At 57.9% G+C, this 25,939-nt stretch carries 27 protein-coding genes and 2 pseudogenes; 5 read left to right on the top strand and 24 right to left on the bottom strand.

The window, feature by feature from the left end:
• Positions 1–2: 2 nt before the first annotated feature.
• Positions 3–818 (bottom strand): hypothetical protein, encoded by an 816-nt coding sequence (locus NF876_RS00700; RefSeq protein ID WP_262267098.1) that lies wholly within the window; start codon positions 816–818, stop codon positions 3–5.
• Here NF876_RS00700 and NF876_RS00695 point away from each other — a divergent pair.
• The 4 genes from NF876_RS00695 to ligD all read left to right on the top strand — a co-directional run bounded on the left by NF876_RS00695 (position 802) and on the right by ligD (position 4,659).
• Positions 802–1,338 carry a hypothetical protein gene (locus NF876_RS00695; RefSeq protein ID WP_262267097.1) on the top strand — a complete coding sequence of 179 codons (537 nt, stop codon included), beginning with the start codon at positions 802–804 and terminating at the stop codon, positions 1,336–1,338. The two genes, NF876_RS00700 and NF876_RS00695, sit on opposite strands and share 17 nt — an antisense overlap.
• A gap of 60 nt (positions 1,339–1,398) precedes the next feature.
• The gene (locus NF876_RS00690) at positions 1,399–1,929 is read left to right on the top strand and encodes a hypothetical protein (RefSeq protein ID WP_262267096.1); all 531 of its coding nucleotides are present in this window, start codon (positions 1,399–1,401) and stop codon (positions 1,927–1,929) included.
• Positions 1,930–2,198: 269 nt separating this feature from the next.
• On the top strand, positions 2,199–3,404 hold the full coding sequence (locus NF876_RS00685) for a trypsin-like serine peptidase (RefSeq protein ID WP_262267095.1): 1,206 nt from the start codon (positions 2,199–2,201) through the stop codon (positions 3,402–3,404).
• A 256-nt stretch (positions 3,405–3,660) separates the two neighbouring features.
• Positions 3,661–4,659, top strand: a complete 999-nt coding sequence (ligD, locus tag NF876_RS00680) for a non-homologous end-joining DNA ligase (RefSeq protein ID WP_262267094.1) — start codon at positions 3,661–3,663, stop codon at positions 4,657–4,659.
• A 341-nt stretch (positions 4,660–5,000) separates the two neighbouring features.
• Here the strand turns inward: ligD and NF876_RS00675 are convergent, their stop codons facing one another.
• The 12 genes and pseudogenes from NF876_RS00675 to NF876_RS00635 form a co-directional block, all read right to left on the bottom strand.
• Positions 5,001–5,900, bottom strand: coding sequence for a hypothetical protein (locus tag NF876_RS00675; RefSeq protein WP_262267093.1), 900 nt, complete (start codon positions 5,898–5,900; stop codon positions 5,001–5,003).
• A gap of 39 nt (positions 5,901–5,939) precedes the next feature.
• Positions 5,940–6,977 carry a hypothetical protein gene (locus NF876_RS00670; RefSeq protein WP_262267092.1) on the bottom strand — a complete coding sequence of 346 codons (1,038 nt, stop codon included), beginning with the start codon at positions 6,975–6,977 and terminating at the stop codon, positions 5,940–5,942.
• Positions 6,978–7,119: 142 nt separating this feature from the next.
• On the bottom strand, positions 7,120–7,725 hold the full coding sequence (locus NF876_RS00665; RefSeq protein ID WP_315974986.1) for a thermonuclease family protein: 606 nt from the start codon (positions 7,723–7,725) through the stop codon (positions 7,120–7,122).
• Positions 7,726–8,310: 585 nt separating this feature from the next.
• On the bottom strand, positions 8,311–9,021 hold the full coding sequence (locus NF876_RS43315; RefSeq protein ID WP_373371411.1) for an XF1762 family protein: 711 nt from the start codon (positions 9,019–9,021) through the stop codon (positions 8,311–8,313).
• Positions 8,987–9,439: a hypothetical protein gene (locus tag NF876_RS00660; RefSeq protein ID WP_262267090.1), complete on the bottom strand. Its 453-nt coding sequence runs from the start codon at positions 9,437–9,439 to the stop codon at positions 8,987–8,989. Before NF876_RS00660 ends, NF876_RS43315 begins: the two co-directional genes overlap by 35 nt.
• A gap of 20 nt (positions 9,440–9,459) precedes the next feature.
• Positions 9,460–10,110: a hypothetical protein gene (locus NF876_RS00655; RefSeq protein ID WP_262267089.1), complete on the bottom strand. Its 651-nt coding sequence runs from the start codon at positions 10,108–10,110 to the stop codon at positions 9,460–9,462.
• A 174-nt stretch (positions 10,111–10,284) separates the two neighbouring features.
• Positions 10,285–11,049 (bottom strand): SAM-dependent DNA methyltransferase, encoded by a 765-nt coding sequence (locus NF876_RS00650; protein WP_262267088.1) that lies wholly within the window; start codon positions 11,047–11,049, stop codon positions 10,285–10,287.
• A gap of 113 nt (positions 11,050–11,162) precedes the next feature.
• Positions 11,163–11,462 (bottom strand): hypothetical protein, encoded by a 300-nt coding sequence (locus NF876_RS00645; protein WP_262267087.1) that lies wholly within the window; start codon positions 11,460–11,462, stop codon positions 11,163–11,165.
• A 386-nt stretch (positions 11,463–11,848) separates the two neighbouring features.
• A complete protein-coding gene (locus tag NF876_RS00640; RefSeq protein WP_373371418.1) occupies positions 11,849–12,403 on the bottom strand; it encodes a site-2 protease family protein in 555 nt (184 codons plus the stop codon).
• Positions 12,401–12,529 (bottom strand): annotated as a pseudogene (locus NF876_RS43310) (PDZ domain-containing protein); the annotation flags it as partial. The pseudogene NF876_RS43310 and the gene NF876_RS00640, both read right to left, overlap by 3 nt.
• A gap of 16 nt (positions 12,530–12,545) precedes the next feature.
• Positions 12,546–13,001 (bottom strand): annotated as a pseudogene (locus NF876_RS43305) (site-2 protease family protein); the annotation flags it as partial.
• Positions 13,002–13,121: 120 nt separating this feature from the next.
• Entirely contained in the window at positions 13,122–13,409 is a 288-nt protein-coding gene (locus NF876_RS00635; RefSeq protein ID WP_262267086.1) for a hypothetical protein, read from the bottom strand.
• 123 nt (positions 13,410–13,532) lie between these two features.
• Between NF876_RS00635 and NF876_RS00630 the strand changes: the two genes are divergently transcribed.
• Positions 13,533–14,423 carry a M10 family metallopeptidase C-terminal domain-containing protein gene (locus tag NF876_RS00630; protein WP_262267085.1) on the top strand — a complete coding sequence of 297 codons (891 nt, stop codon included), beginning with the start codon at positions 13,533–13,535 and terminating at the stop codon, positions 14,421–14,423.
• A 98-nt stretch (positions 14,424–14,521) separates the two neighbouring features.
• On the opposite strand, the gene NF876_RS00625 is transcribed toward NF876_RS00630, so the two are convergent.
• The 11 genes from NF876_RS00625 to NF876_RS00575 form a co-directional block, all read right to left on the bottom strand.
• Entirely contained in the window at positions 14,522–15,154 is a 633-nt protein-coding gene (locus NF876_RS00625) for a hypothetical protein (RefSeq protein WP_262267084.1), read from the bottom strand.
• Between the two features lie 98 nt (positions 15,155–15,252).
• Complete coding sequence (locus tag NF876_RS00620) at positions 15,253–15,777, bottom strand: hypothetical protein (RefSeq protein WP_262267083.1); 525 nt, start codon at positions 15,775–15,777, stop codon at positions 15,253–15,255.
• Between the two features lie 448 nt (positions 15,778–16,225).
• The gene (locus NF876_RS00615; protein WP_262267082.1) at positions 16,226–16,606 is read right to left on the bottom strand and encodes a hypothetical protein; all 381 of its coding nucleotides are present in this window, start codon (positions 16,604–16,606) and stop codon (positions 16,226–16,228) included.
• Positions 16,607–16,993: 387 nt separating this feature from the next.
• On the bottom strand, positions 16,994–17,407 hold the full coding sequence (locus NF876_RS00610; RefSeq protein WP_262267081.1) for a hypothetical protein: 414 nt from the start codon (positions 17,405–17,407) through the stop codon (positions 16,994–16,996).
• A gap of 20 nt (positions 17,408–17,427) precedes the next feature.
• Entirely contained in the window at positions 17,428–17,907 is a 480-nt protein-coding gene (locus NF876_RS00605; protein WP_262267080.1) for a hypothetical protein, read from the bottom strand.
• Between the two features lie 90 nt (positions 17,908–17,997).
• Positions 17,998–19,269 (bottom strand): hypothetical protein, encoded by a 1,272-nt coding sequence (locus NF876_RS00600; RefSeq protein ID WP_262267079.1) that lies wholly within the window; start codon positions 19,267–19,269, stop codon positions 17,998–18,000.
• A 38-nt stretch (positions 19,270–19,307) separates the two neighbouring features.
• Positions 19,308–20,627 (bottom strand): site-specific DNA-methyltransferase, encoded by a 1,320-nt coding sequence (locus tag NF876_RS00595; RefSeq protein ID WP_262267078.1) that lies wholly within the window; start codon positions 20,625–20,627, stop codon positions 19,308–19,310.
• A gap of 98 nt (positions 20,628–20,725) precedes the next feature.
• Complete coding sequence (gene ssb, locus NF876_RS00590; protein ID WP_262267077.1) at positions 20,726–21,145, bottom strand: single-stranded DNA-binding protein; 420 nt, start codon at positions 21,143–21,145, stop codon at positions 20,726–20,728.
• 95 nt (positions 21,146–21,240) lie between these two features.
• The gene (locus NF876_RS00585) at positions 21,241–22,263 is read right to left on the bottom strand and encodes a GcrA family cell cycle regulator (protein WP_262267076.1); all 1,023 of its coding nucleotides are present in this window, start codon (positions 22,261–22,263) and stop codon (positions 21,241–21,243) included.
• A gap of 330 nt (positions 22,264–22,593) precedes the next feature.
• Positions 22,594–24,321, bottom strand: coding sequence for an AAA family ATPase (locus tag NF876_RS00580; protein ID WP_262267075.1), 1,728 nt, complete (start codon positions 24,319–24,321; stop codon positions 22,594–22,596).
• A 275-nt stretch (positions 24,322–24,596) separates the two neighbouring features.
• The gene (locus NF876_RS00575) at positions 24,597–25,871 is read right to left on the bottom strand and encodes a DUF192 domain-containing protein (RefSeq protein WP_262267074.1); all 1,275 of its coding nucleotides are present in this window, start codon (positions 25,869–25,871) and stop codon (positions 24,597–24,599) included.
• Between the last annotated feature and the right edge of the window lie 68 nt (positions 25,872–25,939).

Below are 25,939 nucleotides of genomic sequence, written 5' to 3'. Positions count from 1 at the left end.
CACTATGCGGTTTGGGCAATCTCCAGAACCCGCCCGCATGCATCCAAGTCGAACCAGTCGTTTTCGTCCCGGATGCGCGATTCCATATCGATCCAGAAGACTTGGCCATTACAAACCTGTTTGATGGCTGGGAGAGCACGGGAGAGGGACTCGGGGCCCAGGCCGCCAGCGAAACCGCACACTTTCCCATCGACGGGCGGTGACCATTGTGACGTCTCGATCCCTCGTCCGCCTGAGGCGTCAAAGAGAACCTGGTGGTTCGGTGCTTTGATTGAGAGCGAAACCCCTGCGTTGGCCCGATGCTCCTGGGTGATCACCGGAATGGAAATGGAATGGATAGCTGAATCCAGGTCCGTGAGCGCAAATTTCGATCTCCGAAATGCGAAATTCAGTTGGATCCTGGAAACATTGGGATGAACGGCAAGGCGAAAAGCATCCTGGTTCAATCCCTTAGCCTTCCCGGAAATTGCCGCTTCGATGAATTCTGGCACTGCCCTTCCGCAGAGGTGAATGGCCCATCGTATTGGACCGGCGTCGAGCATGTTCAGAATGGACGGCAGCCTTGGGAACCTGTTCTGGAGTCCTGAACGTTCGGGGGAAAAGAGGATCGCGAATTCTGCTCTTGGGAAACTAGCCGAAAGACTGGCGACCTGTGAGAGATCTGTCTGTTGATCGACGCCTGTCAGGGTGCAAGAGATGAGGGGCATGGCGCTTGTCCTTCTGGCGTCGATCACCTGCTTCTTGGGAGCGGTTGAGACGCTGGGGATTTGGTAAGTGTTTTGAACAAGCAGGTGGATAGGCATGGAAAAGAAATACAAAGGATGCGTCCTGAAGGGGACGACAATCCGTGGGAAGCCGGAAGTGGCGATCCTGCAGGGCAAGGACCGCCTCGGTATTGTGGATGGTGAGACGCTGGATGAGGCGTTCGGGTTCGCTCAGGCGTTTGTTGATGCCAGGCAGAGCGGCGAGGCCCAGAAGCGGAGAATGCCATGGGTCGGTACGACAGAGCAGTACCTCCGCTACTTCAAATCCAATCCGCTCCGGCCGTACGAGGTCAGTATGCTTAAAGCGAACGCCGCTGAGCCGCTAACGGCTACGCAGATTGCCGCGGCAGCGGGCTATGACGTCTTCAGAACAACGAATAGTCTGTACGGCAAATTGGGCGCCCGGGTCGGGAGAGCGATCGGATTGGAGTTCGACCGATACAAGGACGGCCGCGAGTTTTATATGAGCGCCTTAGTGAAAGAGCTTGGCGATAAAGAGCTGGAGACGGGGCACATGCGCTTTGAGATGCATCCGGAACTTGCCGATGCACTTAAGGAACTCGGGATTGCCTAAGAGGCATGTATAAATTCATCGCAGGGGTTCAATACTGAAATGAGACTGCTTCTGACCATCATGATCCTTGTCGGGATGTCCCTTGGGGCTGGCGCGCAATCGCCTACTCGTCTCCCTGGCAAGCCCATCGCAAAACCATTGCCGGACTGGTGCCAGCACGGCGAGTGCATGACCCCGACGATTGAGTATTCCGAACCGATCTTGTTCCACTCGGCTGGGGTGCTTTTCCGTATCGAGGGTGAAACCTGGTCCCACTCAATGCAGAATCCGAAGAAGAAGACCCGGGCGCCAGGGACGAGCAGGACCTTCGTGTTCTGCTCAAAGCAGGTGCCGGCCGTCATTACACCCTTTGAGGGCAAGTATCTCGTCGACTTCCTGACCCTGGATGATGAAGGCCGCTACGGTCACGCCAACGAGATCTCGATGGCTCAATACTTTGCCGTGTGTCACGGCCGCATCTTCGATTCCATGATGACAGGGGCCGCCGAGTTTGCGCGGACGTTGGGCTATAAGGTTCAGGATCGGGTTGAGCAGCCAACGATCGACCGGCCCGAGGGGATTCTCCAGTTTCTGCCGAAGTCTGCCCGTTAGTGTTGAACGACAGACCTCCTGAGACAAAACGGCGGGTTTCGAGATTCGGGGGTAGAGTCGGATACGAATCCTTGGAGGCGCCGCACGAGACGGACGTGCCCCTAAGCATCGACCCGTACCTGGCGGCCACGCGCTACGAATGGGATGCAGATCTTCATCGACACTACTGAATAGCCATTGATCGGCTTCACGAGATGCTTTCAATCACTTCGACCGGTCATTATGGTCGCAAAAGTTTATCGGCCTCGCGTTTTGGTCTTAGGAGTGTCATGTTCAAGTTGACTGCGTCCCGCGCGAGGATGCTCTGCCTTATGGTGTGCTTCCTCGTGATCGGCAATCCAGCGTTCGCTATCGTGAACGGTACCGACTTGAGTAAGGACCCTCTTGGCTCTGCCCAAAGGTTCCTCGTTACCGTCAGAGGGTACGTAAACAACCACACCACCACCCATAAACTATGCCTGGGGGCCGCGATCGCAAAGGATGTCATCATCACTGCGGGACACTGTCTTAGGGACGTGAAGGGGGTGGAAGTCGAGTTCATAACCAGCCTTTCTCCGCTCGCGGGCGAGGTCATCGCTGCCAAGTCGTGGAGGGTTCATCCACTGATGAATGCCGTTCTTGGGGATGTCGCTATGGTGGAGACAGACCGCTACCACGATATCGCGGTCATATTGCTGGCCTCACGCTCGAAGTACGCCGTTCCTGTCACTGCCGCTCCAAGAGACTTCGTGCCGGATAGTTTTGCCAAAAACGCGCCTACCTTTTACAACTTTGGGCATATCCGTGACAGCCTCTATGTCCAGCAACCTGGTTACCAATTCGCCACATTGGATCTCGTTATTCGCCATCAGAACGCGCCACACTGGTATAGAGTCTCCCTCCCAAAAGGGGTTCTGATTTGTGAGGGAGACTCGGGTTCTCCGATCACAATCTCCGCCGCGGACGAAAAAGTGGAGGGGAAGAATAATCATTACCTTGTTGGAATCCAGGTTACCGGCGCTCTGTCTGGATGGATGCCGAACGACCTGCAAGCCGCCATCGCCCATTGGGGCAGCCCAAGCGAAATTCCTAAATGTGCGCGTGCTACGACCTTTGTAGACATCGCCGGTCATGCTGATTGGATTGACGAGAAGCTTGCGGAAATGGATCCGGCACGACCGCGTCGTGTGCGCTTCAAGGGAGATAAAGATCAGCCAGAAGAAGCATCGGCTTCCGAGACGGTAACATCCGGCGCTAGGACGTCGGATCTGAAGCAAAAAAGCTGCGTCGTTCACGATGCCGAAGATACGGGTGTGAGTGTTCGAAACTCTCCGAATGGCAAGATCGCAACCCGACTTAAGAACGGTAGGGCTGTGGCGATAACTTCCACTGCAAACGATGCGAAGGGACGTCCGTGGCATCTTGTCCAGGGGCAGCACGAAGGTCGAGCGCAAAAATTGGGATACGTTTTTGGGGAATTGGTCGTGTGCCGTTGACCTTCGAATGGGTTTCAGTATCCAGTCGCTCAAGAACAACCTATCTCAACACGATGTCTTCCCGACCCGTAACGGGGGTCGCCAGGGCAAAATCCACTAAAGGATTCGGATAGGCGGAGTCTCAGAGGGGCTGCCGCCCTCCAGTTAGGCGGGTTTGATGACGCAGGCATAGAAAAAGCCGCAGGCAGTAATGCTCTGCGGCTTTCAGGATTGTTACCGCGGAACCTCTGACCGCGGCGACTGTTGGATTCACCAAATGGTCAAGTCGCGCTCCTCATTACAGACATCAAGGCGGGCAGCTGCATCGTTGCCGAGCCGTATCCTAGTAGAATTGGCCGTCCTTGAAAAAGAGGCACCGGATACGGACGATTGGCTTCACGAAGTGAAGTTTGACGGGTACCGGATGCTGGCCCGGCTGGATGACGGAAGGGCCCGTCTGATTACCCGGAATGATCAGGACTGGACGGTAAAGTTCCCAGAACTCGCTGAGGAATTCACCCGATTTGGCCGGTCAGGTACTGTCCTTGACGGCGAAATCGTGAAACTGGCCGATAACGGGATCAGCTCCTTTGCGGCCCTGCAGGATGCCTTGTCCAAGGAGCAGACTGCGGATCTGGTCTATGTGGCGTTTGACCTGCTGTTCCTTGACGGCGAGGATCTGAGAGGCCTTCCGCTGGAGGAGCGTAAGCGCAGACTGTCAAAGCTCTTAGCCAAGGCGCCCGGAACAATCCGGGTCAGCGAGCATCGGGTCGGGGGAGGGAAGGCGCTATACAAGCAGGCGTGCCAGCTGCGCCTGGAAGGGATCATCTCCAAACGGCGGGAGTCGGTCTATACCGGGACGCGGAGCGATGATTGGCTGAAGGTAAAGTGCCTCAACACCGAGGAGTTCATCATCATCGGGTACACTGAGCCGCAGCGGTCCCGTGTCGGCTTCGGAGCGCTGCTCGTCGGTTACTATACTCCCGATGGTGAGATCCGGTATGCCGGGAAGGTTGGCACCGGGTATTCCCGGGAATTCCTAATCGATTTCCAAAAGCGCCTAGGGAAGATAGAACAGGCCAAACCTACGGCGACATTGCCAAAGGGCACCTACATGCGTGCAAAGGTGCACTGGGTAAAACCTAAGTTTCTTGCGCAAGTCGAGTTCACCGAATGGACCCGGGATCGGATCCTGCGTCATCCGGCGTTTCTGGGGTTGAGAGAGGATAAGGATCCGCGAGAAGTGGTGATCGCTACGGAAAGCCCGAGTTCGTAGCCGGTTTAAGTCCGTGTTCGGCGTGCGCGCACTACCCGTCGCCAAACCCACCCTGGCGCGGAGCAGACAACGTAGACCAAATAAGCTGTAACCAGAGCCGCCGGACAGAAGTAAACTGCGTGTGCGGTGTAGTAGCCCAATCCACTTGGAATAAGCACAAAGCCGGTCTGGCCCAGAGCCCATGTGAGGGCTACCCCCATCACAGCTCCGGGAAAGGTCGCCAGCAGCAGACCGAGATTGCCTAACCCATCCGGAGCCGTGTGTGTGAAATCAATCCAAACATAGACGGCAAAGGCCAAGTATGCTGCTGGGGGAAGATAGGTCGATTTCATGAGGGTCCCTCAGTAGTCCGAGGGTGCCTCAAACCTAAGGACCGAATGGGGGCTGTTCTTTGTCGCTTCCAAAATTGCGCAGGAATCTTTGGCGCGGCGTGGCGCGGCCCCCCTCATGGTCACTGACCATGCATCGTACGTTCCGGAAACGGGATATGGAGCCGGTTCGCACCCCTTCTTGAACACGTAGGCAGTGCCGCTGACGGTTCCCCGGGCCTCAAGGCCCGGCGCGTTCTTGAACTCGCCACGAAACAGAACGGTGCCTTCCTGAACGGTGCCGGCAATCGAGGCTTTCGGGGTAGAGTACCGGATTATCCCGGTTCCCATACTGACGTACATCCCCGAGCCATTGTGCAGATAAAACTCGTCGTTATCCCAGCCAAGTGTATCTTCAAGGCGCTTGGGCTGTGACCCTCCGGCCTTCCATGATGAGGCTATGACGAGCTTGCCATTCTGGCACTGCTTATAGATGTGGTACTCAGTGGCATTGTGCCGCCAGACAGGCCGACAATCGCCCGCACGGGCCACCTCGAGATCCTGGTATCCATTGGACCGGTCAGGCAGAGGTTTGATGTCTTCTGCATCGAAGCCGAGATTGGCGATCCATTCGCCTTTACGGTTCCTGATCATCAGGGTCTTGTTCCTTCCAAGATGGCTGAAGCATGCCGCGCCGCCATTTTCGTGGCTGGCCGTAATCATGACCTCCTCCACCCCGTCGGCGTTCAGATCCATCGGCGTGACGTCGAGCTCGACCGGGCTTCCCATCTCGATACCGCATTCGATGTAGCGACCGACCGACCCAGCTTTTGCAGCCTTGATGGCGGCTTCCCGATCTGCATCGGAGAGTGCCAGGGCAGAGGTAGAGGCGAGGAGAAGAACGGCGGTTGCCGATTTGAAAAGAAGCTTCATGGCGAAAGGCTCGTTTGGAGTGGCGGCTGGGAGGGATGCTTATTGCTGCTGCATTTGAAAGCAGACGTCCTCGGGCCCGATGTCCCGTTCACCGTGGCGCTTGAAGGTTTGTCCGGCCCATTCCAGGTCTTCCCTCATGCAGCGGCCGCCGGTTTGCCAAAAAGCAACTACCAGGCGGCTGTTCAGGCGATAATGCAGGTCGAGGTACATGTTGTCCTCTCCGCCGAGTGGGAAGTTGTAGACTTGGCCCGTAGCGACATCAGCCACGTACGCGAAGCGGCAGCCGGCGCCGCATCCGATCTCGATCATCGCGAGGCGCCCGGCGAAGTTCGCGCCATCCTTCATGCCTTCCCGGATCCTGGTTCTGTAGCTGTTGGCGTCGCGGTCCCGGCCCTTGAAGTCGGGGAATTTGACCGGTCCGCGGTAGGAGTCCGCGAGGGCATAGCGGCCGAATTCCGCATTGCCAGGAGCTTTGGCTGCCGAACTCTGGCTGGGCGCAACCTGCTCTTTGGGGGCGGCACTCAAGGACATGGTTGAGCCACTCGGTGGCGTTGCACCGGAGCAGCGAGCCTGGACCTTCTCGATGACTGCCTTAGCGCCTTTAAGCGTGATCCAGTCTCGTTGCCCTCCAGGCTTCTGATACTGAGCATCCTTTTCGATCTCAGCAATGAGGTCACCTTTGAGTAGGTCGAAGAGGGCATGCCTTACGGGTTGCTGAACCGAGAGGTCCCATTCGCCGGTACTAACGTTCTCAACAAGCGATCCTTTGAGGCTCACTTCCTTGCCGCCGCGTCGGAGCGTGATTCCTGCGGGACCGCCATCGCCCTGCTTGCCTTCTGGCATGGGCGCGTAATTGGCGAATATGACGTCAATGGAGCCTTTTTGGTTGCAGGCTAGGGTCAAGACGATGTCATCGGTGTCCGGGGTTCCGAGCGCGGCAGACATTTGGTCCTCGGCGGCTTCCCAGACATGGCTCGGGCTGGGCTCACGGATCTCCACCGCCAGCGCGGCTGTTGAAATGGACGAGAGAATAAAGGCGGCTACGGCCACCTTCCCGGAGTTTCTGAAATTCAACACGGTTAATGCCCCAACTACAATTTTTCCGCATTTTTAGGTGCGGTCGCCCTTTGAGGCATCATAACACGTTTTATACCCGAGTTAGACCGCAGTCTTTGCCCGCTTCCTTTGCTGATTTGCGGACGAGAAAGGATAGTTATCCTCAGGGGGCCCGCCAGCCGGCTGCGACTGCTTCATCTTCTGAGCAGAACCAGCGCTCGCCTGCCCCCTCATTGATTGCGGTTCGCTCATAGCTGCCGCTTCCTGGCAGATGATAAATCTTCTCGCCCTTTGCGCTGATGTTTCCTTTGATCTTGCAGCCGCCGGCAACTGAACCTGGGCTAGAGGTTGTCGGACGAGCCGGCACAGGGGTTGAGGTTTCCCGCTCTCCGCGGCGCCAATCCCATGGCGGGGTAAAGGATCCAGCCCAGAGACCGCGCTTCGCCTTCCGGGCGGCTTCTTCCTGAGGAACGTAGTCCGTTCCGTATTGGCGATAGGCAAGAGCATAGCCCTGTTCGACCAGCCACCCGTTGAGGTCGGTACCATTAACCGCGCATTGAGCCACAATGCGTTGATACCGGTCGATATCCTTTTGCCGACAAGTCACATTCGAGGACCCGATCTTGTCAGACAAAGCCAGCGCGGCCTGTTGACCGCATCGATAGGCTCTCCCGTCTGCTCCCTGGCATGTCTGGGCACTTTCCGGGGCGTCGGCACCGTGGAATCTGATCCGGGCACCCCGAATTTCGATTGTGTCGCCGTCGATCACGCTGGCTCGGCCAGTAACGGACTGAGCCATAAGCGGGCTGACGGATAGAACGAGTGCCGTAAGAGCAAATGAGGTTCTGAGCATTTTTGATTTGCGGGTTTATCGTACGAGGAGGGATCAATAGCGTGATCGCAGATGAGGATCACCATTTGGCGGAGCCTCATCCACGGGCCAAATCAGAAGCTATGTCGATATCCTGAACTGCTCTACGGTTCCAGTGTGGCCGCAGCATCGGCAGACGCACTGGCTGCCATCGTCCCAGTCATGGCTCTGATCTTCAGAAGCATCGGGATCAGTCCCGTCCGGCGTTTGCCGGACCCAGACTAAAGCGGCGATATCGATCCGACCACTGTTCTTGCATCCAGGGCAGGAGAGGGGACTATGGCTGGCATCATCGGCGGTGAACCGGCTGGACTGCGTCATGGTTCGCGATCCTCCTTTATGGGGTTGCTTGGTTTGAATGGCGGGCCTCGTCGGCAGTGATCGCTTGCTCAATTTGCTTGGCCGCACTTGGTGGCGCTTTGGGGAGATTACAGCCCGCGCTGGTGAGTGTTGCGCTCGTTCGCCCAAGGCGAAGCCAGAATCTTAAGGCGACGCAATCATCCGGTAGCCTTCCCGCCAGATTTCCCAAAGATCGGCGCCGATGAAGTCAACTTGGGATACGCCGTCGTTTCGCAGAACCGGGAACGAGAACGGATTGGCTGAGATCTTTGCTCGGGCAGAAGCCGCCGCACGTCCCATTTCGAAAGCGGCGTTGTCATTGTGAGCCGTCGGGAGAAGCTTGATCCATCGTAGGCGGGGCTCACCGAGAGGTCGCGCGGGACGGGAACGTGACTTGTGCGCCCAAGATTTAGGCTCGATGGGGACGATCGTCCGTTTGACCCCAAGCCCGTGGCGAACGAACCGCGAGTGGTGCTGAATGTCCAGTCGCCAGCCAGCTGCCCGAAGTGAGGCTCCCGTCTCGGATATGCGGGTATAGGTCGTTAGGCGGTAAACCGCATGACCTCGAATCCTGATCGATTGCGCTTCACGAGCCAGAGCCCCGAGGATCGCCGAGCAGGCGTGCGGCGTACCGTCCGTCGCTGTCCGACTGACTTCGAGGGTCAGACCATCGTCGAGGATTTGGGAGACAGGGCGGCCTAAGATGCCCACGCCGAGAATCTCTTGGGAATTTCTGTCCCGGATAAGGACCTGCCGCACCGACACGCCAATCTCGGACGAATGCCGGTGTAGCTGCCTAACCACGGCATTCGCCGTAGCCTTATCCGTGATTTCGAATTGGAAGCGTTTCGCCAAAGGGAGAGGGTACTGTTGGTGGGATGCGGACGAGAGGGATAGAGGCCAGGTTGGAGAAGTCGGTTGTATTCAGAATCATCGCGACTTGCATGGCGAGCCGCACGTTGTCTTCTCCGTCTTCTGAGTCGAGAATTTCGATCCGGACATCGCCGTCGATGTCCAGGATCAGGACACCGTTGTCGTCAGGATCTGTGCCCACCGGGCGGTCAATGATCCAGTCTCCGCTCTCATGATACTCGTCGATCTCAGCTCCTGAGTTGAGTCGGTCGACGATCACATTGGCCAACAGACTGTTCCCCGGCGCTTTCTCCTCTTCTGAGATCGCGATGCGGGATTCGCCCCGGTACCACAAGACATGCATGGTCTCGTTTTCCCACATCGGGCGTCGGAAGATGGTCCAATCGGCTGATTGTGTCATAGCGAAATTCTCACTCATATTTACGCAACAAGGGCCTGCGCCAACCTGAACAGGTTGACGTGGCGTTTCACGGACTGCGACGTGGCCTTCGTCCAGGTATCGGCGGAACCGCCGTCCTTCACGCCGCCAGCGCGGCTATCGCTGAACCCAGCATCGCCGGGGCGGAAATCGACGGCAGCGGCTGCCGATGTGCCAAAGGTGAAGCAGAGCATCGCGGTCGATCTCGCGACGTCGCTGTTCCGATTCTTAAAGCCGGGGTTCACGATGAAGCGGGCGCCCCGCTCCTGCGCCACCGCCAAGTCCCGAAGCGTGTCGCGGTTCAACGTGCGGGAAAAGATCTCATGATAGTAGTTCGACGTCTTTCCCGGATTGAACTGGATGCTGGCATCCGGGATGAAGCGGCGACCGTCGAACTCGGCCGGGATATAGAGCGTAAGGCTTTCGAGCGCGCCCTGCAGAAACGAAGTGACCGCGCAGTGATCGGCCCAGGCTGCGCCACCGGAAATTCCATGCCGGATGTCGAAGTCGTTTATGGCCCGAAATGTTTCCCGCATCATGAGCTCGTAGAGATACCCGGACATGCGGGCGGCATCATCTTTGCGACCGGCAGTCCCGATCACGGAGAGGGTCGCTTCAAGTGACATACGGCGGCTCGCGAGACGTCCGATCATGTGATGCTCCTGGGGATTAGTCCCTGTTTCAGATCACCGGTCCAGATCGAAAGTTGTTCACACGTTGACTACAGTTTCTAAGGCACATTATCCCCCGTTTACTCCGCGCAATCTATCGCCGCGGCAGACTATCAACTGCCTTCTATTGCTGGATTCATTGTTTGGTTAACGAGATCACTCCGCAGCAATTAACCGTATTGCTTGCTTCTGGAGCTTTTCTTGCCGTTTGCGTTCTGAAGGGGAGATCCATCCGGGCACAAACCGTTCGGCAAGCACAACGTCTGTCGGCAACGTCAGGCTTTCCTTGCAACCCGGCGGGATGAGGAACGTCGTGATGAAGAATGGCTGAGTCTGCACGCGCGGCCATTGGCCCTGGTCATCTCGCGTCCAAACGTACCAGGCGTAGGCTGTCGCAGTAGAGAGTTTTGGATCCCAGCCTCCAAGGCACATTGGAAGCCGCTCGGTGAAAACTGCGACAACAGAAGGAGGGGTCTGCGTCCACAGGCTGTTATATCGCCCCTGACTTTCCAGCCATGCGAGGCGGACGAGGAAGGCTACTCCCTTTCGGGCGGTCCGCAGCGCCTGCTCAAGGAATTCGTAGGCGTGATCGAAGGGCGGATTGGTAATCACCCAATCGACCAGTGCTGTGTTCGGATCAGCCTTTGTGAAATCGATCTGGGCGTCGAGGTGCGGACCATAGGGGAAAATGTCCGTGGCCAGCGTCATCTGCGAGAATTCGGCAAGCGGGGTACTCATATGGCCAAATCCCGCGGCCGGCTCCCATACGGTTCTTATGCGCGGCGGGAGCTGAAGCGCGGGCATCACGTATTTGAAAAGGGCTCTTGTTCCCCACGGCGGCGTCGGGAAGAGGTCGAGCTTCCTCCATTGTTCCGCGTCGGGTAGGGCGTGGTCGGCGTCTTGGCCGAGGCGGTGGGCCATCACCGCAGTACCACCACGAGGGCTCTTACTCATTCTCGATGCATATCCCCGTTCGAAATGGGCCGGGCTGACAAGCCCGAACAGCTTTTACCAGAGCGATTTTGATTTGAGTTTTATCGTCTGGGATCTGGCCTCTTGCGGCTGCGCGATCGCAATCGGCGTCGTCGCGGGATCGGATCGTTGAGCCGGCCGAATAGGGCCAACAGCCCACGGATACGGGCTTGATCGTGGAAGCCTCTGCGTATCTCCTGGATCTCCAGGTACAGGCGAACTTTTGCCGGGAGTGCTCGGTCGGTCAGAAGAATGTCAAGGAGGCCATCTGAGGCCTTTTCGACCTTTGTGGCGTTAGCATAACCCGATGCAGCGTCTTTCAGGACATCAATGGCTTCGAGTAGAGCCTTGTTGTCAGGCATGGGTGGTCCTCCCTTGTCATGGGATCATGGCGAGCAGCTTCTCGGAGGTGGTGTCATGAGGTGGCAGGCGACCTGCCTGATGGCACTAGACGACGCCGGCGTTGCGCGAGTGCCTGAAGAGCCGAGGAGGGCGAGACCACAACGTCTCAAGCCCTCACTCCGTCTAATTCAGTTATCCGTGCTTAGGCCAGATGATAGCATCGATCGAGTCCGGCTCTTTCACCCACCGAATGTACTCTTCGATGGACAGTCCAAGGAACTCATGGAGCTCATGATCATTTGAGCCGGTATGCCATCGTTCGACCCAGCGATCGATCTCGCTTAGGGCAGCGTCGCCTGATCGACAGGCCGCGACGAATGTTGCGTTAGGATCCATCGGAGGACTCCTACCTGAAGAACAGGTGAGCGACATCGTTCAAGGTCGCAAAGATCATCAGTGACAAGACGAAGGCCAACCCGACGCCATAACTGAACTGTTCGACCTTCTTGTTTGGCCGCTTCCTCGCGATTGCTTCGTACCCAAACATGGCAAGATGCCCACCGTCCAGGACCGGAATCGGCAGAAGATTCATGAAGCCAATTGATACGGACACGAAGCCAATGAGCAGAACGAGCCCCTCGATTCCGTGATCCTCAGCATAGGTGCCTGAGACCGCCGCCAGCCTGACCGGGCCAGAAAGGTTCTCGATCCCGTCCTCGCCGGTAACCATCCGCTTCAGAGACACGGCTGTAACTTCGGCTACCCGATAGGTCATGGTGAAGCCATGGAGGACGGCATCGCCAATGCTCATCGGGACATGGAATACATTGTCCGGGCTTGTAGCAAAGCTGAACCCTACGACGGGATAGGTTTCGGTTTCCGATCCATCGGCGTTTCGCTTGGTCTTGAGAACGGCCGTAACAGCGACATCCAGGGTTTCCGACCCGCGCCGGATCGTCATCACCATTGGAGTATCGCGGTTCTGTTGGACGGCAGCGATGATGTCCTCTGCGGCCGGCGTAGGCGCCCCGTTGACGGCTGTTACGATGTCTCCCGGCTTGATACCGGATCTCTCTGCAGGGGTTCCTGGATTGGCTGCCGACTTGCCCCTTCAGCGTAGGCGCTCCTTGGATGTATGCGATCGCCCCGAAGGCGAGGATCGCGAGAGCAATGTTTGTGAGTGGACCGGCCGCAATGGTGCAGGCACGGGCACGAAGAGAGGCGTGAAAGAAAGTAGCCCGTTTCTCGGACTCGGTCATAGTGGCCACTGCCTCGTGAGACACCTGGCTGGCGGCGTTCTTGTCGCCTGCGAACTTGACGTAGCCGCCGAGGGGTACCAGGCAGATCCGCCACTCCGTCCCTTTCCGGTCAGTTCTTGCCCATAGGCACTTGCCGAACCCGAGCGAGAAGACCTCGGCCTTGATGCCAAATGCCCGGCCCGTGAATAGATGCCCTGCTTCGTGGACGGCAATCACGACGCCAAGCACGAAGATGAAGGCGGCAAGGGTCAACGGAAGGGCGAGCACCAGTGAGTATATTGAATCGAAAAAGGCAGCCATGATTCGAGAATTCCTATTTCGCGCTTCCGCTTTTTAATGCGGCTCGCGCCGGAATGGCAGCTAAAAACGGATCGGGTCTTGCTGAATGCCGAAAGAAAAGTCGTGATTGGGATCGGACGGTTACAAAAGGCTGAACCGCGCTACTGCCGTATCACGAACTTTTGGGCCGAGGGTCGTGTCCTTAACGGACCGTGAAATCACAAATCCTTTCGCTGCGAGCTGGTCAAGAATGGCGTTCGCTGCGATTTGGTATCCGAGATCCTCCTCGTCCTCTCCTTCGGGTGCATCTGTAGTGTCGCACGTTGATGGGGAAGGGCCATTCATCGCGGTGAGAATGCGTGCGAGTGCAGTGACGGCATCGGCGTCAGGGATGGGCTGGTGTTCGACACGAGTGAGACCGCTGCGCATGACGATTTACCTTTTGGGGTTTGATTGTGTGGCCTGCTGCATCAGCCAAATCTCATTGAGAACAGACTGGATTTCAGCTATCTGGGCAGGGGGGCTAATCACAAGCGTGCCTAGGGGCTGAAGATGCTTAATGGAACAAAAGTACAGCTGACCGTTTACTCGCCGGAGCGCGACAACCCGATCACCAAGCCGGCGACTACCAAGATCTCTGCCGGGAAGATCGAATTCAACAATTCGAAGTTCTACGAATTGAATGGGAGCATATATAATGTCGTCCCAGCCCAATTCGATATTTCTGGAAGTCGCTTCAGCTACAAGGTCATCAGCGGCTATTCTGGTACCTTTACAGACGTGCCTGATAGGGGCGGGTTCAACGGATACGGCCTGAAGTTCGATGCGCTTGGCAACGGTAAGAGCAAGTCGCTCTATGCAGTCGACATTGTCGCGGCGGATACCTCGCTGGAGATTACCAGAAAGAACGTCAGCTTCACGAAGAATGCGCTCTATGTGAACGCTGACGGTCTGGCCTTTGACGACGGAGACACAATCGCGATTGAGCTCGGGTTCGCTATCACCGGAACGTCTGCCGCCAATCGTCTGTCCGGTGGGAACGGCCGCGACAAGATCAATGGCGGCGCAGGGAATGACATAATTACGGGTTCCGGAGGGAGCGACCGGCTGTATGGCGGAGCCGGGAAGGACGCGTTCGTGTTCAAGTCTATCACGGACTCGACCGTCGACAGCGGCGGCCGGGACACAATCTTTGACTTTTCCAAGTCTCAGAAGGACCGTATCGATCTGAGAGCCATCGACGCCGACCTCACCAGCGAAGGAAACCAAGCCTTCAGCTTTATTGGCAGTAATGCCTTCAGCAACAAGGCCGGAGAACTGCGGTTCGATAGAGCCGCTTCAGATACCTACATCTACGGAGACGTGGATGGCGACGGCCAGGCGGATTTTTCGATCCACCTTGATGACGCGATCAGCTTAGCGAAGTCGTACTTCATCCTCTGAGTCTCGTCTGCGAGACTTCTGGCAAGCTACAAGTAACGAAACACCCGCCGTCGGCGGGTGTTTCGCGTTTTAGAGAGTGAGATCTAAGTTGCAGGCGCTTAGGCAACTCCGTCTCTGTCGCGCTCTGCTTGAATTTTAGCGCTGTGGGCCATGTTCCGACGGGCGTCCTCGGCCATTCCTTTTGTATGGTACTCTTGGCCGTTGAACAGCCAAGTATTCGACATGATGCCACCCCTGCGCTCGATCGGCAGGCTCATGATGCGATCATATGCAATTGGGCCTGCGTTCCGCCGGGCTTCCTCGGCTTCGGCAGCAAGGATCGCATCTTCGGCCGAACGTCGTGCGGCCTTCTCGCGCTGTCGTTCGGCTGCCTCGGCCTCCGTGATTTCCCGCCACCGTTGGGCTACGATGATCACCCCCGCTGTGTAGGTGCCAGTGATCGTCTCGGAGCCAGCATTGGCTTTGAGCATACCCATCCCGAGCGGGTCAGCGTTGTTTTGAAGGATCGTGGAAGAGTAGGCCGTTTCCGTGAGAGGCGTGATGGACTTGATGTCCCAGTCATCGTCGTTGAGCTCCTCGATTGCGCTCTCCACTTGAGCAGGAAGAACGTCGTAATCAGGAGTGATCGTGCCGAAGCTCGCCGTCCCGCGGGACGTTGAATTGCCCAACGAGCCTCCCCAATGAAGGGTGATAGACTTTTTCTCAAGTATTCTCGGCATTTGATACCCCAAGCCTTCGATTGATCTAAATACAGAGACTTAAGCTCCAACTCTTAAGCCTCCCTTATTTCTGCCTCGCTAGGTTGTGCGCACCCGAAGCCTTGTTGTGTTTAGGAGTACGCCCGTCCTCTCTCTTCTTCCACGCGCTCCTCTTCCCGGCGCCGTTCCTCCTGGGCGCGCTCCAATTCTTCGCGGAGGCGCGCCTCCTCCTGGAGACGGGTGTTTTCCTGGGTGCGGAGGTTCTCTTCCTGGAGCCGACGCTGCTCTCCACGAAGCCTCTCGGCTTGAGTGCGTTCCGAAGCAATCTGGGTGTTCAGCCCTTTTCGGATGATATCAGCGGATCGGTCCTGAACAGCTGGGGCGGTAGAAGCAAAGGCGGATCTTTGCTTCGAGGAGCCGGACAAGCCATTGAGACCTGCTACACCCTTTCCGGAAATGGCTCCACCTCCACCGCCGGACGATGATGATCGTGCTCGACGGCGGCCGCTTGGCTTCGGGGCGCTTGCTTTTACCCCCGGAGCCTTGGGGCGAAGGCGAATTTTGAGAAACCGTATCGAGCCGATGCCCATGATGCGAAGGCAAAGCCAGACGATGACGAGAGGGGCCGCGTAGATAAGCAGCAGGAGATGTTTCATGGATTCGCAAAAGCTCTGTCGTTGTCACCACTTTTAATTCGGATTTCGCCCGCTGGGTAGTAGCGAGGCCAAGACATCAAAAAGAAAGGCCGCTCAGTGAGGAGCGGCCTTTCCTACGCGGGACATTGGTTGGGGGCTATGAAATGTCGCCAGCGTTATCGGATCTCTTGGGTTATTGGTGTCGGGTGATCCGCACCGGCTGCAATTGGCGCGGTGGCCGGACAGCCCTGTGTGTGACCCAAAGAGCGAAACCGACGGAAAGGCCTAAGAGGCAAGATTCAAGGAGCATTTGAGATCTCCGCCTATGAACGGAAGAACACCAGATATCCAGATCCTGCTGCCATCGTGAGGGCGACGAGGAGTGGGAGCAGTTTGGACATTCTCTGTCTGCGACCGGGATATCTGGAAAGTACAAGGGTGATCTGGACTAAGAAAAGGGCGGAAGGCCTTAGTTCAGCTGGCGTCCAGCCTCCCGCTCCCGTTCGACGACCGTCTTCACGTTACGGGCAAGGTTCTCCATCTTGTTCCTCGGAAAGGAGAGGCCGAGATCCTTGGCAAATTGCGAGATCGAGTTGCACACCCGGCCAAGGCCTTCACGGGCATGAAGCTTGGCATAGTGGGTAGCCGCCAGCCCAAAAGCCTGCTCGATCGTTTTTCCGGCTGCCAGATGCCGGAGCATGTCGCGTCCGAAGGGCGTCCGGGCGGCGACGGCATTAAGGGCGGACCGGTGGGCGAACTGGGCGGCCTGGAGCGTCTGCTGATTTTGCTGAAGCAACGCGATCTGGGCGGCTTCCAGATGCTTCGGTTTGGTGACCATAGCTAAATCCATAATCTGCGCTCCTATTGGCGAGTTATGAATAACGCAAACCGAATTAAAATGCAATGAATCAGCCTGCGCCGCGGCTCGTTTGAGCTTTTAGGCCGGGATTGCCAGATCCTGAGCGGGAGGCTGCCTTATTGTGGTCAATCCAGCAAAAAACTGGTTTGTTTCTACAACGAATCCGGCACTTGCGAGAGCCGTGACAAGTCTCTGGGCTTCTGCAGCAGGGTCCGCGACATCCTCTTTCACCCACGCCTCCCGGTGGTGATTATACGAGAACCCGTGCTTGCGGACCTTCGCTTGAATCTTATTGCGACGGGTTTCAGAAAACTCACCCATGTAGCCGAAGCGAAACGCGACGGGCGCCAGAGTAATCCGTAGGCCTCATCGCGGAAATTAAGCTGCACGGGCGGGATCGACTTGGTTTTCATTGTGAGCCTCAAAGGAGTGTTTTTTGCTGATCGATGCCCCAGACTTCTTATTATCTTTGAGAAGTTTCTCATTTTCTGGGGTCAGTTTCTCACTATTTGGCGAACTGTGGACGTCGCCGGCGCGGCAGGACTTCCTGATGGCCCGTGCGATATGTTTGGCGTAGACGGCACAGGCTTTCCAATATGCCGCCATAGGCCCTTTCTTTTTGAGCCAAGAGGTCTGGGCTTTGGCTTCCGCGTCCTTTGAGAGGTTATCCAGGAGGCTCGCCAGGACGAGTTTTGTATCGTCGGGGAGGCTGTAGACTGCCTTAAAGGCAGGAAGCGCCAGGATCGGGTTGCGTACCTCAATCCGGCTAGAGCGAGGAATTGGTGATGTCATCGGCAGTATCCTGCTTTGTCCTAGAACAGGCTCAATTGCATCGGGGCAGGCGGCGGCGGATTGATCACGCGCATCAGGAGGTCGATCATCTTGGCCGCCTCGTCGCGGGCCCGCTCTGAGAGGCAACTGTTCCCAGATTCAATTTGCCTCTGAAACCAGGTCCTGGCGCTGTTGGCGTAAAACCTGATGGCGTCATCCTTCTCGTTGAAGGCTATGCGATCCCAGACTCCGGGGGCGCAGCCAGCACCGCCGATGTTGTTGCGAAAGTCATAGCCGGTGAGCCAATGGCCGCGGCCGGTCTGGGCTACTTTGACCTTCGCCTGAGACTGACCGACTTCGGCCATGAGGATCTCTTCATGGTCGACGATCACGCCGGCGCGGTTGGTTTCGACCTGGTGCCAGGTGGCAAGGGCGACTGTAGCTGTGTCGTACTGATCACCTCGCAGCCCGTAACCCCCGGTCTTAGCGATTAGGTCGGCTAAGTCGATTTGTGGAACCATCCTTGTCCTGTCCTCCGTGTTGGCAGGCTGTGCCGCCGGAGCGGAAGCCTCTTTCGTACGGCGCTCCATGCTGCTGCTGATTGAGTGTGGTTAGTCCTTCTTGTCGAGCAGGGAGGCTAGCTTCGGGTTTTGGCGGACAACCTCTTTCACGATCCGGCTCATCGCTTCCTCGATGATCTCATCGGAGGTTGCCTTGTGGATCGCCTCCTGCCAGTCGTCATTGGTGTCGGCGAAGTGATCGGGGAAGCGCTGCAGGGCTGCCTTGAAGAAGCGGTTTTCGGCGTCGATCTGCCGCTCGGACCCCCAATCGTCGTCGGTCTTGCACTTCGCGGCCTCTGCCAGCATCAGGAGCGTATTGTAGTTCGGCGCCGTCCCTGCAGGCGGGGAATAGCCGTCCAGGAATTCCCTCACCAAGATCCACTCGTCAGCCGCGTAGAGGTCTTCCATGGTTCCGTCGTCGAGCTCACGGCAGACACCAAAACGAAGGTTCTCTGGAAGTTCACGATCCTGGGGGTTGGGATGATCCACCCACAAGACGAGATCCCGCATAATGTCGTGGAACCTCGGGCAGGCATCGTTGTGCCAGGAGTAATCCTCGAATGACGGTGGAAGCTCGGGAATCCAGGCTGCCTGAAATCCGGGGAACTCCCGCTTCCACTGGGGCAGTTCGGCCGCCTGGGACACTTCCGGTTCGGCAAGGATTGCCGCGATGGCCTCGGCCTCTTCGGGAACGAAGTAGCCCGAGGACCGGGCGGTGGTCAGGATATCGCGCAAGGTCGCGATTGTAGCGTCCTGGCCGGCGGCGTAGCGCGTCTTAGCGAATGCCACAAAGGTCCCGATGACGGTCAAGGCCTGACGCGGCGTAGCGGTCGAATTCAGCCACCATTCGTCAGTGGGATGATATGCGCCGATCAGACAGGTCGGATCATCTGGGTTGTCGGGGAGGGACGCCCCATCTTCGGCAGTGAGCCAGAAATACCATCCGTCCTCATAGTGACGGGCATAGGCAAGGCATCCGCCCCCAGTATGGTCGACATCCAGCTGCGATTGTTCGGCCAGAGCCTTCATCGGTTCTGGCTGGCGCTGAACCGTTTTCTCGATCGCGTCCGAGAAGTGATGGACAGCGATTTCGCGATCCACTCTGGTGGCGGATTCAGCGGCGATCCGAACCATCTCCATGATCTGGGGAATGCGAAGCGGCGTCACCGCTGCGCCAGCCCCGCCGTAATCCGCCGGGAAGATGTCGCGGCGGAAGGCATGAGCCTTGGCCTCGGGGCTCTTGGCATATCGCTCAAGGGCCTCGAGGATCGTGGCGACGTCGTTCAGGTCGAACTCGCCGTTTAGCGGGAACTTGGGAAACATGGGCTGCCTTTCTGAAGACAAGCGATAAAGGGGGTGCGTCAGGCGGTCGGGACTGCAAGCCCCTCAGGGAGAGGGTGGCGACGGAAATCTGGCCGCTGATCGAACCGGAGGGCGGAGGCGCCGAGATAGGTCAGGGATGGCTCGGAAGCGATGAAACGCCGGCCGAGATCGAGGGCGACCTTTCCGGTCGTGTTCGATCCGGCCATGGGGTCGTAGACAATCTGACCTGGTTCGGTTGTAAGCAGGATCACCCGCTTTGGAATTGCCTCGGGGAACCGCGCCGGGTGCGGAGGGAGTCCGGCCTCTCTGCACCGACGGCTGAATTGATCGTTACCTGGCGCTCCCGCGGCGACGATCAGGTTGCCCGGCAGTGGGCCGTCACCGGTTGGCGCAAAGGCCCGTTCATTGATGTTGTAGCCGCAGGGCCGCTTGCTCGACGGCCGCTTCTGCGCCCGATCCCAAGCTGCGACGGTCGAGGCGGCATAGGGCTCGACCGGCAGTCGGCGGGTGTCCCAGTTGGGGTTAGGGCTCTTGCTGAAGAACAGGAGGTGCTCGAGGGTGTTGCGTGGACGGAGGCGCGTCTTCGAGGCCCACTGGATGTTCCCCATCTTCGTTGGGCTGTGCCAAACACTTCGGCCCGAAAGATGGAGCCCGAGTTCGTCGACGCAGCTGAGGGTAAGCCGCTCGACGTATGGCGAGAGATTGGGCGTCCCGCTGACGAACGTATCCATAAGGTTCAGGCAGATTGTCCCGTCAGTGGCTAGGAGGCTCTTCCACACTGCGAGGAGCGACCGCATCCAGGAGAGCCAATCGGGAACGGAGAAACTCCCATATTCGCGAGAAACGGTCGGATATGGCGGGGACGTAAACACGAGGGCTAGAGAGCCGGGCTCTATCGCTCTCGCTGCATCCTCGGCATGGGCCCAAAGTGCCACCCCGTCATCGAGTGAGTAGATCAGGACGGCAACGCCGCGGCGAACCTTCTTCAATTTGGCATATCCGGGATCGGCAAGTTCCCAGATGCCACGATTGCCTTTGTGAATCAGGCCAGCCATCACGGCGTTCTGGCGAGCCCATCGCACCGCCTGCGGAAAGACGGAATAGGTCTGTCCATCCCCGCAGGTGCGCTTTTGGGAGCGTAAATCGTCAGGAACATCAAGCCGATCAGCAAGTCTCTCATAGAGATCGCTCGGCTTGGCCCGTCCGCCACGGGATTCCAGCTCTTCGAGCAAGGGAAGTTGTAATAGCCCCTGAAGCGAGGGTCGCGCGGTGAAGGCGCGGGCACACTCCTCGGTTTGGATGCCCTTTTCGACGCGTCGGGCGCGGGCTCGCGCCGCAGTGGCTTCGGAAGATTTCATGTCAGGTACTCAGTTTGCTCAACCAGATCCCGACATGAAAAAAGCCGGACGGGTGTCGTCCGGCTAAGTTGGCTCCTCGCTTCAGGGAGAATGAAATTCTAGTCCTTCCAGGGATCGTCCTCGTTCCCACCGAAGCCATCGGTGCTGCCGCCGTTGTCGGAGCCGTTGCCGTTGCCGGCTGGGATCAGGATGAGGTCGCCTCCGAAACGCTGGAGGACGAGGTCGGTGACCTGCCGCTCCACCTGGTCCTTGTCGGTGAAGGTGCGATACTGGATCTTCAGTCCCTTCAGAAGGATCGGAGCGCCCTTCTTGACATACTTCTCGACGGTTTCGATGAGGTTCGGATTGTAAATGACGACGTTGTGCCACTCGGTCTTGGACTTCTTCTCGCCGTTCTGCGTCCAGGTGTCGTTCGTGGCAACACGCAGGTTGGCTACCTTTTCGCCGTTGCCCAGCGTGCGGATCTCTGGATCTCGGCCAACATTGCCGAGGAGCTGGGCTTCATTGATGGACTTCATCGGAGGGTCTTTCCTAGGTTTCGACTTTAGGGTCGGATTGAGAGACTTTTGGGGATTGCTTTAGGCGTTGACCAACTTCTGTTGGCTTTGAGGTTTCAGCGAAAAATGATCCCGTTTCGCATCGAGAAAGCGGACACCTTGCGCTTGGGAGGCTTATTCGAAGCGGTAACTTTCTCGGGCTTTTCATATGCGATGGAGGCGCAATGCTCGCAGTACGGCTTGCCGCTGATCGCAGGCTCGCTGCAGTAGAGCATGGAGACGCCGGTGCCGCTGACCGGGTAGCGGCAATGGCGGTCCCGAAGATCAAAGATCGTCAGGCACTTCGAGAGGTCACGTTCCGGCTTGGCCTCAGCGACGGGAGCAGCCTTCTCCAGCACGCAGGCTGGTACGGGCGCGGCGTTCACAACGGCTGGGATGCTGACAACCTCGGCGACGGGTGCTGGGGCTGGCGCAGTCTCAGCAACAACAGTCTGGATCGCTTCTGCCACTTTGGCAGGCGCCTTGGCCTTCTCAGCACGTTTTTTGTAGTGCCGGATAAAGTCCGCGCCTGACGTATTCAGCTTAGTATCGGCAGTTGCAGCGGCCTCAAACAGTGGCAGCGTGAGGAGAGCTTTGCCCGACGGCTTCCGGGTGCTTGCCTTCCGGACGATCCGCGTTTCTTCAACGGAGCGGGGCTCACGTGTATCCGGCAGGGCCAGGATGACTTGTACGTCAGATTGGCCGCGTTTCAGGATGCGCTTCCCAATCGTGCGTTGCTTGGGAATGTGGTTGCGTGACGGACGCTTCTGGCCCACCTGCCAACCACGGCGCCAGCAAATGCCGAGGATCTGGGAGCGGGTAACCGGAACTTCGGGCGTGGAGATCTCGGCCGCGATAGCTTCGGCTGTGAGCTTGCGGCCGACGAGCTGCTTTATCTTTTCGACGGTTTCGTCGTTCCAGATACCATTAACTTTGATCTGGTTGGCTGGAGCGCCCGATGATTGAGAGGCGATGACCGCGGAGAAGCCGCTGGTTTTGTGAAGAGCCGTTGGTTGCAACGTTTTCATCATATCGACCTTGGTTACGCAAACGTCCGCTTTCGCATTCCATCGCTTAGGACGGGCGTCTGTGTCGTGCATCGATGATCATGAACTGCGCGCGGGGCGAGGCCTGATCCTGGTGAAGCCTGTGAGCTTGTTATTTGTTAGTCTCACAGGAGAAGCTCAGCCTTTGACTCCCATTCCGTCATAGAATGGTAAGCTTGCCAAAACCGCCGGATCATCTAGCGGCTTGCCGTAGCTCCAATGTGGCCGAATTATGCCGTCCGGGCCTCGAACCGTCAAGGCAGAAACGAATTAGTAAGAGGTCGCCCGAATTATAAAGCACCCCTGAACCACATGATTCGAGCCGATCCGAACGGGTGCGTCGCCTAGAGGACACACCCGTCTAGCAAGAAAATATGTTCAACTTCAATGATGTATGAAGCCCATCCTGAGGCTTTTCGCTTTCTTGTGGGAAAGCTCCTCCTGCAAAGCTGCGACAAACCAGCTCGGGTCATCCTTAATTCGGAGAACCGAAGCCTTCTGCAGAACCACGTCGAAGTCACCAGGGGTAAGGTTGGTGAGTTGTAGGATGTCGGCCGGGGCTGGCATGTTGAAGAAGCGGTTGAAGGCCTTCGCCGCAAGTTCCGGGGTAAGGGCCTCGAATTCGAGCTTGAACACGAAGCGGCGCAGGATGGCAGGGTCGATGTCCCGCTTGTGGTTGGTCGAGCAGAAGACCGGAAGATCATGGCTGTCGAGGTGGGTCAGGAAAGCATTGGTGAGCGTTTTCTGGTAATCCTGGGTCGCCGTTTCCCGGTCAGAGAACATCGTTTCAACTTCGTCCATGATAATGGCGAAGTTGTGCTTTCGGGCATCGGCAAACATCTTGTCGACGGCTTTCTCGGATTCAGAGAGCCAGCGGCTTGTCAGATCCGAATAGCGATAGACCTTGGACTGGTAGCCCATCTGGTGGGCGACATAGCGGCCGAAGGCGCTCTTGCCCGTACCGGCCACCCCGTCGATCAGGACCGGCATGCGCCCGCGGGGCGCTGTGGTCATTTTCTCGATCAGATCCGGTAAGTCCTGCTTGCAGACGTACAAAGACATATCGAGGTCGGCGATTGCGATCGCGGGCGTGACGGAGGCCGAGGATCTGGCGATGACCTCTAGGGCGGACTGGGCCGAGCCGGTCATCACAGTCGAGTAGACCGCCTGGCGCCGCTGGGCTGGAGTCAGGTCGAGCCGTGCGATGGCCGCAATATCGGTCTGCGGCATGTCCTGCCCCGGAAGGGTTTGGGCAACGGCTTTGATCTCGGCGATGCGCTCCTCGTAGGAGGGCTGGGGCGGCTGATAGGCGAGGGTCAGCCGATTTGCGATTGTCGCAATCAGCGGGATCTGAGAGCGGGCTGGACCAATGATTGGGGTCTTGCCGTGAGTGATGATCGATCCAAGCATCAGGTGTGTGAGGTTCGGCCCTATGTCGTATCCCTTGACGACTTCGGGATCATCGGGGCTGATCATAGGCTCGTTCGACAGGGAGGCCTCGAAGAGCGCCGGATAGGTCGGGACGAGGATAGCAGCGGGAAGATCCGCATAGGCTGCGGCGAGAATAGCGATGTCCATGATGACGTCGCGGGTTTCTCGGTAGTGGCGCTGGATCGTCAGCGGGAGCATGCCGTGAGATGACAGGACGTGCTCGATCCGTGCTGCCGCATAGTCGAGATCCTCGCCGGGATGGTAGGTCGAGACAAAACCAGGAATGGACGACGGGGCGAGGCGGCGAATGGCATAATACCGGAGGAGAGCGGATGCCAGCTTGTCTTGCGTGGCCGTCGCAGGCTCGGTGTGAGGTGTAGCTGCGTTCTCGAGGGCGATCGACAGAGAATGGAGGTTGTGCTGAAGGCTGATCGCTCCGTCCTCAATCGTGAGGATCTTCAGCATGGCACACGGCAGGGACGCGAGCTCGCCTGCCAGAACATTAGCATCAGTCGCCCAGTTGGCGGCATCGATAGAATTCTGCAGAAAGGCCAGAGCCGAGATAAGAATGCCCTGCGCCTCGGCGCCGTCAGCGGAAGCAGGGCGGAACAACGGAACCTTGCGGTCTTCCGTTGTGAAGGCGGAGAGGACCTCGGCGAATGCTGGATAGCGACGGTCCATCAGGATCGTTAAGACCGGCCACTGAATAGACGGCTTCCCATCGCTGACAATAAGAGAAAGCCGCTCGATCGCTTTCAGATCGGCGACAAAGAGGTGATCGGTTAAAGCTCGGCTCGACCATTCTCGGTGCAGTGCGGTGGCTTTCTTCTTAGTTGCCACCTGCTTCGGCAGTACACGCGATAACATTGCGAGAAGATAAAGAGCAAAATTCATAGTGACCCTTGGCCTGTGGCGGGCTTCTTCTGGGGATTGAGAGGGGTAGGCTGCGGATTAGGTCAGCGTCGACCTAAATCCGCCTGAGCCTGGGTCTGAGGTTTCACAGGAATGCGAACAGGCGAGTTATTCACTTTTGCATCCTGAGCGAAATACTCTGGGGGGATGCCATTCTCGAAGATCGCGATCCGGCAGTCAGGGGTAAGCGCGAGACGTTCGATTTCATTCCCGCGAAGAGCGATGATGCCGTCGGCCTTCGCCACTTGAACCGGAAGTTGCTGGCGAGGCTGAACGTTCTTGAGCATGCCTGCGATGTTGCCGTTTCGACGGAACGAGATGAGATCCACTGCGAAGTTGAGATCCCGCGTCATGAAGTCGAAGGTCGTCTCAGCGCTCAGGATCGTGGCGAACCCCGTCGACGGCGCCATAGAGGCGCGATGCGAGAGTCCAACGGCGGCCCGGACGGGCGAGCTGGCGAACTCTACGGCAACAGGATGCATGGCCGTCGGACAGACGAAGGCGGCAGCCCGGATGACGTTGTTCGTGAAGCATCCATCCATAGACGGCTGCTGCGCGCACATCGAACTGTCGCGGGTCTGCTCGGCAGGCGAATCTGACGTTAGCGAGACCCGCGAAATCAGATCATTCTGAACCCGCGTGACGATCTTCTTGGCGCTAGGCACGACCTCGAGGAACCTTGTCGGGCTTCCTGCGGCGAGAACGAGGGCTGCGGCCGTTGCCATGGTTCCGATCAGAACAAGGGAGCCACGGCGCTTCTTCGGCGGCTGGTTCTTGTTCATCAGGCGCTGTCGCAGCGCCTCTTCTTCGTTCACCGAGATCCCTGTTCCCCAGTCGTGATCGTAGGAGACGTTGACCTCGGAGGCAGCGGCTCGGCTCCACGGCCACCGACGCGCGTTGCGAGCCTCTGGTGCATGGTATGGGCCAGGAAGGGTATTCCCTGTGACAGAAGCAAGGGCAGGAGCGGCGTCGGCAGCAACCTGGTCGGGGAGAGGAGCAAAGGTTTCGAGATAAGGATCGTGGACGTCGATGACCGGGTTATCCGGGTCGGTGGACTCTGCGGGAGCACCCTCGGCAGATGCGCCCCCTTCGGCCTGGTCGGCGTCGACCACCGATTCAACCACGTCGTCGGCGCTGTCACCCTCTGCAGGAGCCTCGACCTTCTGCCCAGACTCGCCCAATGGCGTGCCAGTGAAGCCTCCGGCCAGGACCACGAAATCGTTTGCGTGGGTGTCGTCCTCATCCGGCTCAGGTGTTGGATCTTCGGCTGTCGGTTGGAGTTGGCCGCCGACGAGTAGAATGAAGGAATCGTCGATCATATCGGACCCAGCTGGGTTCGACGGCTGCGGCTGGTGGGCATCTTTAGAGGCGGCGCCAGACTTGGAGG

Source organism: Microvirga yunnanensis, assembly GCF_025460875.1.
Note: the sequence above shows the minus strand (reverse complement) of the source record. Positions and strands in the feature narration are given on the sequence as shown.